This is a genomic window from Paenibacillus sp. 3LSP, from assembly GCF_032465655.1.
Classification (GTDB): Bacteria; Bacillota; Bacilli; order Paenibacillales; family Paenibacillaceae; genus Fontibacillus; species Fontibacillus barengoltzii.
In genome coordinates, this window is record NZ_JAWDJI010000240.1 from 1 (window position 1) to 14,262 (window position 14,262).

The window sequence follows — 14,262 nt, forward strand, 5'->3', positions numbered from 1 at the left end:
ATCTAACACATTGATGCGGTTAAGAGAGGTGACAGCTTCACGGCTAAGCCTCTCTATTTTATTTCTGGGGGGATCATTTGCTACAATGCAGGGAGTGGGATTGCTAGAAAAGGAGAAACACGATGTTCAAAATCTTTATTGTGGAAGATGACAAGCCGCTTGTGGAGCTGCTGGAGCAATATTTACAACGGTTTGGCTACGAAACGTTGGCGGCCTCGGACTTCAGCGAAGTGAAAACCGAGTTTGAGCGCTACGCTCCGCATCTTGTGCTGCTGGACGTCAACCTGCCGAAATACGACGGCTACTATTGGTGTCGCCAGATCCGCAACTTATCGACCTGTCCAATCGTGTTCTTGTCGGCGCGTGAAGGAAAGATGGATCAGGTGATGGCCTTGGAAAATGGAGCTGACGATTATATCACCAAACCGTTTGATTACGATATCGTGATTGCCAAAATCAAAAGCCAGCTGCGCCGCGCCTATGGAACTTATGCCGGGAGTGGAGATGACCGTACGGTAACGGTCGCCGGGCTGCGGTTGGACCGGGACCGCCTGTCCCTCAGCTTGCGGGATCAACGAATTGAGCTGAGCTTAACCGAGGTTAAAATTTTGGACGAGTTGATGAGTAAAATCGAGCAGGTGGTCAGCCGGGACCGACTGCTGGAGAAGATTTGGGATGACCAGGCGTTTGTCGACGACAATACGCTTAACGTTTACGTGACTCGGGTGCGAAAGAAGCTGTCCGCTCTCGGGATTGATAATGCGCTGCAAACTGTTCGAGGTCAAGGTTATCGGCTCGTGCCTCTTTGGGGGGAGTGAGCCCATGCGTTTATTTTGGCGGGATCAACGTCCGTATATGATCGTGTATTTGCTGCAACTCGCTGTATTGACTTTGGTGTACTGGCTTGACGGTTACCGCCATGCGGCGATCAGTGTATACGGGGCGCTCCTGAGCACGTGCATCTTGGCTATCTTTCTCATCGTCCGTTATTGGACCAACCGCTCGTTCTACCGCTTGCTGGAGCAGATGCCCGATTCGCTGCGCTCCTTTGCCGAAATGAAGCCGGGCTCGCCGCTGGCCGACTCCCTGCAGCGCTTCTTGAAGGCGCAATATCGTCTGTACTTGCAGGAAATCGGCGAGCAGCAGAGCAAGATCGAGGGGCATCGCCATTTTATCAATCAATGGGTGCATCAAATGAAAACGCCGTTGTCCGTCATCCATCTGATGGTGCAGCATGAAGATGACACTCAGTCTGTGGCAATTGCCGATGAGCTGGATCGGTTGCGCAAAGGATTGGAAATGGTGCTTTATACAGCTCGGTTGGATACGTTTGAGCATGATTTTGTGGCCGAAACACTCGATTTGGCGGTCTTGGTACGTTCCGTGACGTCAGCCCAGAAAAGATTGTTCATCCGGCGTAAGGTTTATCCCATGATCGAAATTCCTGAGGGACTTCAGGTTACTACGGATGAGAAATGGCTGTCATTCGTGCTGACGCAGCTGATCACTAATGCTGTGAAATATACCGTGAAGGAACGGGCGAATCTGTATTTCCACGGCTTTGTACGCGGACGTGAGACGGTGCTGGAGATTGAGGATGAAGGCATAGGGATTCCAGCCAGTGATCTGCCGCGGGTATTCGACGCTTATTTTACGGGAGACAACGGTCGGAGCTTTCCGGAATCCACCGGGATGGGGTTGTACTTAGTGAAGGAAATCTGTACGAAGCTAGGGCATCGTCTGGAGCTGGAATCGCAGTACGGTGCAGGGACGACCGTGCGGATTATCTTTCAACCGAACCCGTAAAGCTTACAAGGGAGTAAGGTAACTGTAAGGTTAAGCGATGGAGCGCAGGCTGACAGCTTTCCTATAATCGAGGTAGATGGACTGAATAAGAAGGAGCGCTAGATCAGCATGGCGGTATTGGAAGTATCGGCGTTAACGAAAATCTATGAAGGGAAAATTGCGACCAAAGCCTTGGATGGTGTAAGTTTCCGAATCCAGGAAGGAGAGTTCGTTGGCATCATGGGGCCGTCCGGCAGCGGCAAAACAACGCTGCTTAATGTTATCGCCACCATCGACGAACCCACTTCGGGGACGGTTACTTTGCAGGGGCAGGACCCGCAACGGATGAATCGGGAGCAGACGGCGTTGTTCCGGAGGCGGGAGCTGGGGTTTATTTTTCAGCATTTCAACCTGCTGGACACGCTGACGGTGGAGGAGAACATCGTATTGCCCTTAACGTTGGATGGGGTTTCTGTCCCGGTCATGAAAGCCAAGGCGCTAGAGATGGCGCGGCGACTTGGGATCGAGGGAATCCTGTCCAAATATGCTTATGAACTGTCGGGCGGGCAAATGCAGCGGACAGCGATTGCCCGCGCGATGATCCATCAGCCTTCGCTGATCTTGGCCGATGAGCCGACAGGCAACCTGGACTCGAAGGCTTCCCGAGATGTGATGGAGGCGTTCGCTGCCATGAATGAATCGCATCGGGCGACGATTCTGATGGTCACACATGATGCGCTGGCGGCGAGTTATTGCCATCGGGTCATTTTCATCAAAGATGGGAAGCTGTACAACGAAATGTATCGCGGGGACAATCGGCAGGCCTTCTTCCAGAAAATCATCGACATGATGTCGCTGCTGGGAGGGGACAGTCATGACCTTTCGTCAATTCGCCTATAACAATGTCCTGCGGAACAAACGAACGTACGCTGCTTATTTTCTGAGTAGCGCGTTTTCGGTAATGATCTTTTTCGTCTGCGCTTTGTTTCTGTTTCATCCCGGCCTTCAGCAAGAAGTGATGTATCGTTCAGCTGTGTTAGTGCTCTGGTCCGCCGAAGTGATCATGTACGTGTTTGTATTCTTCTTCGTGATTTACTCCGTGGGGTCATTTCTACGCTCGCGCAAGCGCGAGTTTGGGATCTTGCTGCTGCACGGCATGACCGAGAAGCAATTGCGCAACCTCGTCTTCCTGGAGCATCTATTGATTGGTGCAGGGGCGCTGGTGTGTGGAATTGGCGGGGGACTTCTGCTGGCCAAGCTGTTTCTGATGGCAGGCTCCAATCTGCTCGGTGTTCCACAGCTATCCTTTCATGTGCCTTGGCAAGGTTTGTTGCTGACATTAGGGGCGTTCTCGCTGTTGTTTCTGATCATTTCGCTTTGTACGACCATGCTGCTGGGTTCGCACCGGTTGATTGAGTTGTTCCAGGCCGAGATGAAGCCCGCCTCTCCGCCGCAGGCTTCCCTGATTTTATCGTTGCTGGGGGCAGGGTTGCTTGGTATCAGCTATGGGCTGGCGGCTACAGCTACGGCGTCCAACGTGCTGACCCGTATGCTGCCGGTGACAGCGATGACGATAGCGGGTACGTATTTCTTCTACACGCAGCTAAGTGTGTTTCTGATTCAACGGATCAAACGGCAACTCGATTATTATTGGAATAAAACAAACTTGATTACCGTATCCAGTCTCGCTTACCGAATGAAAGAGAATGCCCGGATGTTCTTTCTTGTGACGATCATTTCGACAGTCACGTTCTGTGCGGTAGGCGCCTTCGCCTCGGTCAATCGGCTCGCGGATCAATTTGAACAGGATTATCCGGTGGACATCGCCTATGTGGCCAAAGGAGATAGCGAAGCAGAGGATGAGCATCTGGAGGCGATTCGAAGTGAGCTTGGGTCACGCGGAATTGCGTACCGTACACTAAGCCTGCCTATCATTCTCGCGGAAGTGGTATCTTCAAGCTCTTCCAACACGCTGGATCGGCTGCCGCTGATCTCGTTCACGGATTATAAACGGTTGCTGGAGGCGGCGGGGATCGCAGTGTCCGAGAGTTCGCCGAAAGACGGAGAGGCGCTACTGCTGCTTGGTTCGGAGCGGGAGAGACCGCAACTCCTGCAGCGCAAGCCGGTCTCCTACACCTTTGCGGGTGCACCGGAGCTTACGGTCCACGAGATCGGCATTAGTCAGCATGTCGCCCTGCCCGAGAATCTAACACCTACGACTGGCGATGATCGGGAGGGTTCGTTCTCCGGGCTGGTAGTCAGCGATCCCTTGCTGGAGCGGCTTAAGGCGGCTTCGGCAGAGGAGGGCGAAGCGTTGGGTATGGACCGGTTTACCGGGTTTTACGTGGATGCTCTGGAAACTACCCGCGGCCTGGCGGCGGAGCTGACCGACAACGGGAGAGTCAGCTACGAGTCGGACCAGCCTTACGCCATGACCGTCAGCGGCACCTTGGCGGAAGTGCAGCGCACAACGTACCGAGCCTTGCTGTTTTTCGCTTTACTGGTGGGCACTGTCTTTTTTATCGCAGCGGGGAGCTTTCTGTATTTTCGGTTGTACAGTGATTTGGCATATGATCGGCGGCAGTATGGGGCGTTGTCGAAGCTGGGCCTCACGGATAAAGAACTTGCGCGAATCATTACTCGCCAGGTTGGGGTGTTGTTCTTCGTGCCGATCGCGCTGGCCATCGTCCATAGCCTGTTTGCGTTTAAGGCCATGCAAAGCTTGTTTAACTTTTCGGTCGCTTGGCAAACCGTGTTGATCTTGGCTAGCTTTTTGCTGGTGCAAGTCGTTTACTTCTTCTTTATTCAGGCCCGTTACTTACGCAACGTCAAAAAAGCGATTCGCTAAATACGGGAGGTACAACGTGGAGAACTGGATTACAGACTTTATGGAGAGGTTTGGCTATTTTGGCGTCTTCCTGCTGATTGCCTTGGAAAACGTATTTCCCCCGATTCCGTCGGAAGTAATCTTAACCTTTGGTGGCTTTATGACCACCTATACGAGCTTAACACCGTCAGGGGTGATCGTCTTCTCGACGCTTGGTTCGGTGTTTGGCGCCGTGATCTTGTATGGGATCGGGTATTTGGTGAACGTTGACCGATTGGAAGGGTGGATCGATCGTTACGGTCGGTTCCTGCGCCTGAAAAAAGAAGATGTCCGCCGCGCGGATGCCTGGTTTGATCGATATGGCTATTGGACGGTACTGTTCTGCCGGATGGTTCCGCTGATTCGCAGCTTGATCTCGATTCCGGCCGGCATGTCGAAAATGAAATTTGGCCTGTTCCTGCTGTTTACCACGATCGGGACGCTGATTTGGAACGTGGCGCTCGTCTTGCTTGGAGCGGCGGTAGGAGGTTCCTGGGCAGAGATCGTCGCCTTTATGGACGTGTATTCTAACATCGCCTATGCTATGATCGCTTTAGGAGTATTGTTGGTGGGCTTCCTCTGGCTGCGTCGGAGAAAGAAGTAGCTTCGCGACAACATCAAAACAGAGAGATAAGGAGAAACCTACGAAATGAACTTGTTGGAACTCATGAAAGCTATTATTCTTGGCCTGGTGGAGGGACTTACGGAGTTTGCGCCGGTGTCCTCCACGGGACATATGATCATTGTGGATGATATGTGGCTGAAAACCGAGGAGCTGCTCGGTTCAAAGTATGTGGCGAACACGTTTAAAGTCGTGATCCAACTCGGCTCGATTTTGGCGGTCTTGGTCGTGTTCCGCAACCGATTTATCGATTTGCTGGGGCTGTCGCGCTGGATGCCGAAGGCCAAAGGGGAAGCGGCCAGACAGAGCGGACCGCGGTTGAAGCTGATGCAGGTGATCGTAGGGTTGATTCCTGCCGGGATTCTTGGTGTGTTATTTGAGGATTTTATTGATGAGCATCTATTCTCCACCGCAACCGTGTTAATTGGCCTGGTGATCGGAGCGCTGCTGATGATCGCTGCCGACCGGTTTGCGCCCAAGCGCGCAAGTGTGGATACTGTTGACCAAATTACGTACAAGCAGGCGCTCGGCATTGGGTTGTTCCAATGTCTGTCGATCTGGCCGGGCTTCTCCCGTTCGGGTTCGACGATTTCCGGCGGGGTGCTGCTAGGTTTGAGCCACCGGGCCGCGGCTGACTTCACCTTTATCATGGCCGTTCCGATCATGGCTGGGGCCAGCTTGATCTCCCTGATGAAGAACCTGGAATATTTCACGATCGATGCACTGCCGTTCTTTATTGTTGGATTTATCAGTGCTTTCGTGTTTGCATTGTTGGCGATCCGATTCTTCTTGAAGCTAATCGACCGCATCAAGCTGGTGCCGTTTGCGGTATATCGCATTTTGCTGGCGCTTGTGATCTGGGTGGTTTATTTCTAAATCATTGATGGAACAAAGAAGAGATGCTGCTATTCAAGCAGCATCTCTTTTTGCTTGCATGATCTTAGCCGCAAGCGCAGTTCAATACTGGCTTCCGGGCGGCGCCAGTTTCGTCCAGACGCGTCACCGGAGTGGTGTACGGTGCGTTCCGTAACATTTCCGGATTCGTTTCGGCTTCCTTGGCGATGGCGATCATGACGTCAATAAAGCCGTCCAGCGTTTCCTTACTTTCGGTTTCCGTCGGTTCAATCATGATACATTCCTCTACGTTCAGCGGGAAGTAGATGGTTGGCGGATGATAGCCGAAATCGAGCAGCCGCTTGGCGACGTCCAGCGTGCGGATGCCGTACTTCGCCAGCCCGCTGCCGGACATGACGAATTCGTGCTTACATGGTTGATCCGGGTACGGCAATTCGTAATAAGGCGCCAAGCGTTTCATCATGTAATTGGCGTTTAAAACGGCATTTTCCGAGACTTGGCGAAGTCCATCAGGGCCTAAGCTGCGGATATAAGCATATGCGCGAACCAGGATGCCAAAATTACCGTAAAAAGCTTTCACCCGGCCAATCGAGCTGCCCGATCCACTCTCAGCGCCACCTGCGGCCTCTTCGGAGCGAGCACCGCGGATGGCGTACCGCCCGGATTCGTCCTTGACGATTCGGGGTTCAGGCAGAAACGGTATGAGCCGCTCCTTGACGCCAACTGGACCGGCGCCCGGACCACCGCCGCCATGCGGGGTGCTCATCGTTTTGTGCAGGTTGAGGTGCACGACGTCAAAGCCCATATCGCCAGGGCGGGCGATCCCCATGATGGCGTTGGAGTTCGCGCCGTCATAATACAGCAATCCGCCGGCTTCGTGCACAATGTCGGCGATCTCCAGGATCTGTTCCTCGAACAAGCCCAGCGTGTTCGGGTTGGTGAGCATCAGCGCAGCCGTGTCCTCGCCAACGGCGGCGCGCAGCGCGTCCAGGTCCACCATGCCGCGCTTGGTGGACGGGATGGTCACCGTCTCGAAGCCGGCGACTGAGGCGCTGGCTGGGTTCGTGCCGTGCGAAGAGTCCGGCACGATCACCTTGGTGCGTTTCTCGCCGCGGCTTTCGTGGTAAGCGCGGATCATCATCAGGCCGGTCCATTCCCCGTGGGCTCCGGCCGCCGGTTGCAGTGTCACGGCATCCATACCGGTGAGTCCGGCTAAATCCTGCTGCAGACGGTACATCAGTTCAAGTGCCCCTTGCACACTTTCCTCCGGTTGATAAGGATGGATTTTTGCCAGGCCAGGGTAACGTGCAACATCTTCATTCACCTTCGGGTTGTATTTCATCGTACAGGAGCCGAGCGGATAGAAACCGTTGTCTACCCCGAAATTCCGGCGGGACAACGCGGTATAATGCCGAATCACGTCAACTTCATAAACTTCGGGAAAAGCGAGGTCTTCGCTCCGCAGCATGCCCTTGGGGACGAGCTCTTCCTTCGGGGTGGTTGGGACGTCGCATTCCGGCAGAGAATAGCCGATCCGCCCAGGGCGGCTGCGCTCAAATATCAACAATTCATCAGATTTCGTCGTCTCTTTTATTTCGAGCATATTGATTCCTCCAGTACGCGGGCGAATTGGTCAATTTCCGCTTTGCTGCGCTTCTCCGTCACGGCGACCAGCAGATGGCCGGCGAGTTCAGGATAGCTGCGTCCCAGATCGTACCCGCCGATAAATCCGGCGGCAAGCAGATCTCGCTGCAGTTTGGTCAGATCAGTCCCCTCTGGCAACTGAAGCACAAACTCGTTGAAAAATGGTGACTCAAAAGCGGCGCTTACGCCAGGGATAGCAGTGAACACCTGTTTGGCATAATGGCTTTTCTGCAAATTCAGCTCTGCTACTTCAGCCATGCCTTGCTTACCCATCACGGATAAGTAAACGGAGGCAGCCAAGGCAAGCAACGCTTGGTTGGAGCAGATGTTCGAGGTCGCTTTTTCGCGGCGAATATGCTGCTCGCGGGCTTGCAGGGTCAGGACGAACCCGCGCTTGCCATTGCGATCGGTGGTCTGCCCAACGATCCGGCCAGGGATCCGGCGCATATACGTTTCAGATACGGCAAAGAAGCCGCAGGTTGGACCGCCAAAGGAGGGGGCCAGCCCCAAAGGCTGGGCGTCACCAACGACGATATCGGCACCAAGCTTCCCTGGCGCTTCCAGCAGGCCCAGAGCGAGCGGATTACTGCTGACGATCAGCAAGCTCCCTTGGGCATGAGCTAGTTCGCCAATGGCTCGAAGATCTTCCAGGGAGCCAAAGAAATTCGGGTTTTGGATCAAGACAGCTGCGGTGTCCTTAGTGATGGCCGCAGTAAGTGCCTCGCGATCGGTCACACCTTGTTCCCAACCAACCTCAACGATCTCCAGGTTCAAGCCGTGGGCGTAAGTGGCGAGCACCTCGCGTGCTTCCGGATGGACGGTGCGGGAGACGACCAGCTGTTTGCGTCTGGTAGCCGCTGCGGCTAGGTTGCCAGCTTCCGCTAATGCGGTGGCTCCGTCGTACATGCTCGCATTAGCGACCTTAAGGCCAGTCAGCTCGCAGATGTACGACTGGAATTCAAATATTGCCTGCAGCTCGCCTTGGCTGATTTCCGGTTGATAGGGTGTGTACGCGGTATAAAATTCCGATCGCGACACGACGTGTTGAATGACGGAAGGGATGTGATGATCATAAATTCCGGCACCTAGAAAGCTGGTATACCGGTCGGTGTCGGCGTTGCGCCCGGCCAGTTCGGATAAGTGCCGGATCAGCGCGTATTCGTCTAGACGGGGAGATACCGGGAGTTCCCCTTGAAAGCGAATGTTCTCCGGGATGTCCTTGAACAGTTCCTGGACGGAGCTTACGCCGATCGTTTGCAGCATCTCCGCTTGATCTTGTTCGGTTAATGGTAAATAGCGATGTTTAAGCATCTGGTTTCGTGTTCTCCTTTCACCGCTTGGCGGCAGGGTTTTGGCGATAGAACGGCAACGGGACGACCTTGGCCTTCAGCCGCTTGCCACGGATGTCGACCTCTACGATCGTGTCGGGGTCGGCATAACGGGTGGAGAGGATCGCCATTCCGAGGTTTCTTTTCAGCGTTGGCGATTGCGTACCTGTCGTGACTTCTCCGATTGGTTCCTCTGATCCTTCGGCAAACACCGGGTAATGGGTGCGCGGAATCCCGCGGTCGATCATCTCCAGGCCAACGAGCCGGCGAGGAAGGCCTTGATCCCGCTGCTTGATCAACACATCGCGACCGATGAAGTCGTCATTTTCCAGCTTCACGAATCGGTTTAAGCCTGCTTCGAGCGGGGTGATCTCAGGGCCCAGCTCCTGACCATACAGCGGCAGGCAAGCTTCAAAGCGCAACGTATCTCTGGCGCCCAGCCCGGCCGGGAGAAGGCCCTGGCTCTCCCCGGCTTTCATCACGACGTCCCAAAGCGCTTGTGCCTGCTCGGCCGCGACATACAACTCGAACCCATCCTCACCGGTATAACCGGTTCTGGACAGCAAGGCGGGGATGCCGGCAATCCGCGCTTCCCGAATAAACGTGAACGGACGCAACGCTCCAGGATCCTCCCCTTCGCAAAGAGGGGAGAGGAGGGAGGCGGCCAGCGGCCCTTGCACGGCAAGCAACGCTGTCTCGTCAGAGGCATTCCGCATGGTTACTCCTTCAGCGGGAAGGTGCTGCTGCAGCCAGTCCCAGTCTTTGTCAATATTCGAGGCATTGACCACCAGCATGTACTTGCCTTCTTCCAGATGATAGATCAACAGATCATCCACCACACCGCCATTGGGATAGCAGAGCAAGGTGTATTGGGCTTTTCCCGGTTGAAGCAGGGTCACATCGTTAGTGGTCATGTGTTGCAGAAAGCGTTCCGCCTCAGGACCCTCCACGTAAAATTCACCCATATGCGATACGTCAAACAGACCGGCGCGCTCGCGCACGGCTTCATGCTCTTTCTGGATGCCGCTGAACTGCACCGGCAGCTCCCAACCGCCGAAATCGATACAGCGGACTCCTTCATAACGCGCATATCCGGGATAGAGCGGCGTACGCCGCAAAGCGGATTCGGACATTACCATCACCTCGTAAGGGCCGGATCGGCCAATTTTTGAGAACAGCAAAAAAAGGACAGGCCAAAGAAAACCCGCTAACCTGCATAGAGAGGTCTAACGGTTCTTCCAGGCTCTGTCCTTTGTACCTGAGAGTTACCCTGCTTAGAGCTCAATGCTCGCGCAGGTTTCCCCTTGGGTGATTCACGTAACGCATACCTCTACGTGAATGCTCTCCAGAGTTGCGTCCGGCAGAGGTCCTTTTGCCTGAGAGATTCACCGCTTCGCGGCTTGCTCCTTCGGCGTTACAATCCCGTAATTGTAATCTCTCCCCCTGCCATCAACCGCAGCTTACACATCTCATTAATACTCAAAATCTGTCTAGATGTCAATAAAGTTATCATAATAATTTTAATTAATTTCGTTTACTGGAAAAGGCTACGCTTACATTTTACTAGACTCTATCAAATGTGTTAATAATATTGACATGAGAGCTAGGTTTGGAATAATCTGAACGAGGGAAATACGCAGATGAATCTTCCACAAAGTTTAAGGTACGCTAGATCATCCGAAAGAGGAGGAGCAAGCTTTGGCTAGTGAGATCAGGGAAAACGTGTTGTACAGCGATGAGCATGAATGGGTGCTTGATTTGGGGGATGGGACGGTGAAGATCGGCATCTCCGACGTAGCCCAACATCGGCTGGGCGACATTGTGTTCGTGGAGCTGCCCGAACCGGGGCAGGAATTCGAAGCGCAGGAAGGCATCGGAACGATCGAATCCGTGAAGACGGTGGCCGATTTGTTTACGCCGGTCAGCGGGACGGTGCTGGCGGTGAACCGGGAGCTGGACACCGCGCCGGAGCTCGTCAATGAAGAGCCCTATGATGGGGGCTGGATGGTCCATATTCGTTTGAAGGAGGACGCTAACGTCGCGTTGGCGAACTTGATGGACGCGAAGGCGTATGCGGAATTTATCGAGAGATAAATCAAGATCTTAGGTAAATGTAAAAAACTCGCGGTCAGCGTAATTGCGGGAGCTGCTGATGGTAGTTTAATCACTCCGCTTATCGCTTGTCGCGAGTTTTTTTAGGCATGATGCCCTTTGGGAGGCAACAGCAGGGAACGGTACAGCGCTTCAAACATAAACTCCAGCGCTTCCAGATGGCGCTTCGCCTCAGCGATGTTGGTTCCCCAGACATAGACCCCGTGATTTTGCAGCAGCAACGCCGGCACACGGGTATCTAGACTGCTTGGGATTTGCTTGAGGATGGCCGGGAGCTCAGCGGCGTTTGGCAGAATTGGCACTCGAGCCTCCGTCTGTGGCTCCCAGATCTCTAAGCTTTTGAGCAGCTCGTTCCCCTTGAGTGGAACGCCGCCATCCGCAGCAAAATAGCCGCTGAGCACGTTGTTGAACGTCGTATGTACGTGCACGATCGCGCCGCAACCGGTCATCCGGTAGATTCTTGAGTGAATCGGTGCATCGGAACTAGGCTTGAGTCGCGTGGGCTCGCAGGGGGCGCTGGCGGCGTCGACGAACAGCGCGCCAACCGAAGGGGAAGGGGCCGCTGACAGCTCCGACCAATATGTCTCGTCGGCCGTTATGGCAAACACAAACCGGTCCGGCGCATATCGCCCGACCCGCATCGACAAGCTGCCGCTGGAAGCGGGAAACCAACCGCGGGCAGCAAGCTCCTCCCGCAGGCGTTGGATGGCGTCCAGCGCCGCTTGTTTTTCTTCCCATGGGATATCGACGTAGTTCATGCTGCCGTCCCCCTTTCCTATTGGCCTTACGCACAGTGCGACCATCGCTGCACCATATGGCTGCAGCTTCTTACAAGAGCGCTTGTTTGACGGCTTCGCCCATTTCTTTCGAGCGTTCGGCGGCCCGGTGGACCGCAGCCTTTACGTTTGGCTGAAAGCTGCCGGCTTCCAGCACACCGATCGCCGCTTGCGTCGAACCGTTGGGCGAGGTGATGTCCGCACGCAGCTTGGTAGGCGCTTCTCCGGTTTCTGACATCATGAGGGCAGCGCCAAGTACCGTCTGTACGGTAAGATCACGGGATTGCTCAGGCGTTAATCCGCCTTCGATGCCCGCTTCAATCATCGCTTCCATCAGATAATAAACATATGCGGGTCCGCTCCCAGATACGCCCGTCAATATTTCCATTTGATCCTCTGGGATCACGCTAACCATCCCTACCGCTTCAAACATTGATAACACTTGGGCGCGCTGTTCCTCGGTGGTCTCCGGAGAGAAGGAGATTCCCGTCGCACCTTGTCCGATGGAGCAGGAGGTGTTGGGCATCGTGCGGGCGACAGCGACCGGGCTGCCAAGCAGCGCTTGAATCGTCGAAATCGATAAGCCAGCGATCAGCGAGACGATCAACTGACCCTCGCGCAGAAGCGGGCCCAATCCTGCCAAAGCTTCGCCGGCATCCTTTGGCTTCATCGCCAGGACGATAATCGATGCATCTCGCAAATAGACCTGTTTTGCGTCCGCTTCAGTCGCTGTTTGGACCTGGTAGGTTTGGGCTAAATAGTTGAGCCGTTCCCGGTTCGAGCGATTCAGCATCACAATTTGATCCGCGCTGGCAACTTGCTTATGGAGCAAGCCGCGTACGATCGCTTCAGCCATCGAACCTGCTCCATAGAAACAGATGGTGGAGGCGGACAGAGAAGGTATTGTTTTCATAGGATATGACCTCCGGTTTTTATTTTGGTTGAAAAAAAGGGGGGACGCCCGTTACTGCCGGATTTGTCCGTTCCCCTGGATGATATATTTACTTGAGGTGAGCGCAGTCAGCCCCATCGGGCCGCGGGCATGCAGCTTCTGGGTGCTGATGCCGATCTCCGCTCCGAACCCGAACTCGAATCCGTCGGTGAAGCGAGTGGAAGCGTTATGGTACACCGCCGCAGCATCAACTTCTTGCTGGAACCGTTCGGCATTCGCGCTGTCTTGGGTCACGATACACTCGGAGTGCTTCGTGCCGAAGCGGGCGATATGCGCCATCGCTTCGTCCAGATTACGAACGATTTTCACGTTGAGTATATAGTCGTTATACTCCGTGGCATAATCCTCATCCGTCGCGGGTACTGCCCAAGAGATAAGCTGTCTTGCGGCCTCATCGCCCCGCAGTTCAACCCCGGCTTCCTTGAAGCGATTCGCCAGCTCAACCAAATGTTGTGCGGCGAACGCCTCATGCACCAGCAGCGTTTCCATCGAATTGCAGACCGAAGGACGCTGAACTTTGGCATTCATCGCGATCTCTGTCGCCATCACAGGATCGGCCGAGGCATCCAAATACGTATGACAGATCCCGGCACCCGTCTCGATGACTGGAACTGTGGCATTATGCACGACCGTCTGGATCAGCGAGCTGCCGCCGCGCGGAATCACGACGTCCAGCAATCCGTTGAGCTTCAGCATTTCGTCAACAGAGGCGCGGTTTGGATCCTCGATCAGTTGAACAGCATCAACCGGAACTTGCGTTCCCGCAAGCGCTTCGTGGATAATCTTTAAGATTTGTCGGTTGGAGGACAAGGCGGAGGAGCCGCCGCGAAGCACAACGGCATTGCCTGTCTTCAGGCATAAGCCCATGGCATCTACCGTTACATTCGGCCGCGCTTCATAGACGATCCCAATGACGCCAAGCGGGACGCGGCGTTTGATGATATGCAGCCCGTTCGGACGGTTGATCGTTTCCATTACATCGCCTACCGGGTCAGGCAACTCGACGATTTGCCGCAGTCCTTCAGCGATCCCTTCAATGCGCGCATGGGTTAATGCCAGGCGATCCAATAAGGAAGAAGATGTCCCGTTATCCCGTCCCCGCTGCAGATCCTCTTCATTGGCCGCGAGGATCGCATCGCTGTTGCGAACAAGCGCATCGGCGACTGCCAGCAGAGCGTCGTTTTTTTGCGCCGTTGTCAGACGATTCAGAACTGACACGGCCGTTCCGGCCAGCTTCGCTTTTTCTCTTACTTCACTCATAGGTATACCTCCTCGTATAGTATCTTTAAAAAGCTCTTTTAGGTTCATTTCCATCCCCCCGG

13 protein-coding genes and 2 riboswitches are annotated in these 14,262 nt (G+C 54.5%); of the genes, 7 read left to right on the top strand and 6 right to left on the bottom strand.

What is annotated here, in order from left to right:
• Positions 1-122 precede the first annotated feature (122 nt).
• From RW092_RS20980 to RW092_RS21005, 6 genes are all read left to right on the top strand, one after another.
• The gene (locus tag RW092_RS20980; protein WP_028539149.1) at positions 123-818 is read left to right on the top strand and encodes a response regulator transcription factor; all 696 of its coding nucleotides are present in this window, start codon (positions 123-125) and stop codon (positions 816-818) included.
• Positions 819-822: 4 nt separating this feature from the next.
• Positions 823-1,806, top strand: a complete 984-nt coding sequence (locus RW092_RS20985) for a sensor histidine kinase (protein ID WP_316011194.1) — start codon at positions 823-825, stop codon at positions 1,804-1,806.
• Between the two features lie 108 nt (positions 1,807-1,914).
• Positions 1,915-2,685, top strand: a complete 771-nt coding sequence (locus tag RW092_RS20990) for an ABC transporter ATP-binding protein (protein WP_085169216.1) — start codon at positions 1,915-1,917, stop codon at positions 2,683-2,685.
• On the top strand, positions 2,660-4,633 hold the full coding sequence (locus RW092_RS20995; RefSeq protein WP_316011195.1) for an ABC transporter permease: 1,974 nt from the start codon (positions 2,660-2,662) through the stop codon (positions 4,631-4,633). The genes RW092_RS20990 and RW092_RS20995 overlap by 26 nt, the downstream gene beginning before the upstream one ends.
• Before the next feature lie 16 nt (positions 4,634-4,649).
• Positions 4,650-5,255 (top strand): DedA family protein, encoded by a 606-nt coding sequence (locus tag RW092_RS21000; protein WP_316011196.1) that lies wholly within the window; start codon positions 4,650-4,652, stop codon positions 5,253-5,255.
• A gap of 45 nt (positions 5,256-5,300) precedes the next feature.
• Positions 5,301-6,149, top strand: a complete 849-nt coding sequence (locus tag RW092_RS21005; RefSeq protein ID WP_028539144.1) for an undecaprenyl-diphosphate phosphatase — start codon at positions 5,301-5,303, stop codon at positions 6,147-6,149.
• 64 nt (positions 6,150-6,213) lie between these two features.
• Here the strand turns inward: RW092_RS21005 and gcvPB are convergent, their stop codons facing one another.
• The 3 genes from gcvPB to gcvT are packed head-to-tail and all read right to left on the bottom strand — an operon-like array spanning position 6,214 to position 10,233.
• Positions 6,214-7,731 (bottom strand): aminomethyl-transferring glycine dehydrogenase subunit GcvPB, encoded by a 1,518-nt coding sequence (gene gcvPB, locus RW092_RS21010; protein WP_016311863.1) that lies wholly within the window; start codon positions 7,729-7,731, stop codon positions 6,214-6,216.
• Positions 7,719-9,083 carry an aminomethyl-transferring glycine dehydrogenase subunit GcvPA gene (gene gcvPA / locus RW092_RS21015; RefSeq protein WP_016311864.1) on the bottom strand — a complete coding sequence of 455 codons (1,365 nt, stop codon included), beginning with the start codon at positions 9,081-9,083 and terminating at the stop codon, positions 7,719-7,721. Before gcvPA ends, gcvPB begins: the two co-directional genes overlap by 13 nt.
• A gap of 19 nt (positions 9,084-9,102) precedes the next feature.
• A complete protein-coding gene (gene gcvT, locus RW092_RS21020) occupies positions 9,103-10,233 on the bottom strand; it encodes a glycine cleavage system aminomethyltransferase GcvT (protein ID WP_316011197.1) in 1,131 nt (376 codons plus the stop codon).
• A gap of 110 nt (positions 10,234-10,343) precedes the next feature.
• A riboswitch (glycine riboswitch) is annotated at positions 10,344-10,451 on the bottom strand.
• A gap of 3 nt (positions 10,452-10,454) precedes the next feature.
• Positions 10,455-10,553, bottom strand: a riboswitch (glycine riboswitch).
• Positions 10,554-10,798: 245 nt separating this feature from the next.
• Here gcvT and gcvH point away from each other — a divergent pair.
• Positions 10,799-11,194 carry a glycine cleavage system protein GcvH gene (gcvH, locus tag RW092_RS21025; RefSeq protein ID WP_009225909.1) on the top strand — a complete coding sequence of 132 codons (396 nt, stop codon included), beginning with the start codon at positions 10,799-10,801 and terminating at the stop codon, positions 11,192-11,194.
• Between the two features lie 101 nt (positions 11,195-11,295).
• Here the strand turns inward: gcvH and mtnB are convergent, their stop codons facing one another.
• The 3 genes from mtnB to RW092_RS21040 form a co-directional block, all read right to left on the bottom strand.
• A complete protein-coding gene (mtnB, locus tag RW092_RS21030; protein WP_016311866.1) occupies positions 11,296-11,970 on the bottom strand; it encodes a methylthioribulose 1-phosphate dehydratase in 675 nt (224 codons plus the stop codon).
• Between the two features lie 70 nt (positions 11,971-12,040).
• Positions 12,041-12,901 carry a pyrroline-5-carboxylate reductase gene (proC, locus tag RW092_RS21035; RefSeq protein WP_016311867.1) on the bottom strand — a complete coding sequence of 287 codons (861 nt, stop codon included), beginning with the start codon at positions 12,899-12,901 and terminating at the stop codon, positions 12,041-12,043.
• Between the two features lie 51 nt (positions 12,902-12,952).
• Complete coding sequence (locus tag RW092_RS21040) at positions 12,953-14,200, bottom strand: glutamate-5-semialdehyde dehydrogenase (protein WP_316011198.1); 1,248 nt, start codon at positions 14,198-14,200, stop codon at positions 12,953-12,955.
• Positions 14,201-14,262: the final 62 nt, after the last annotated feature.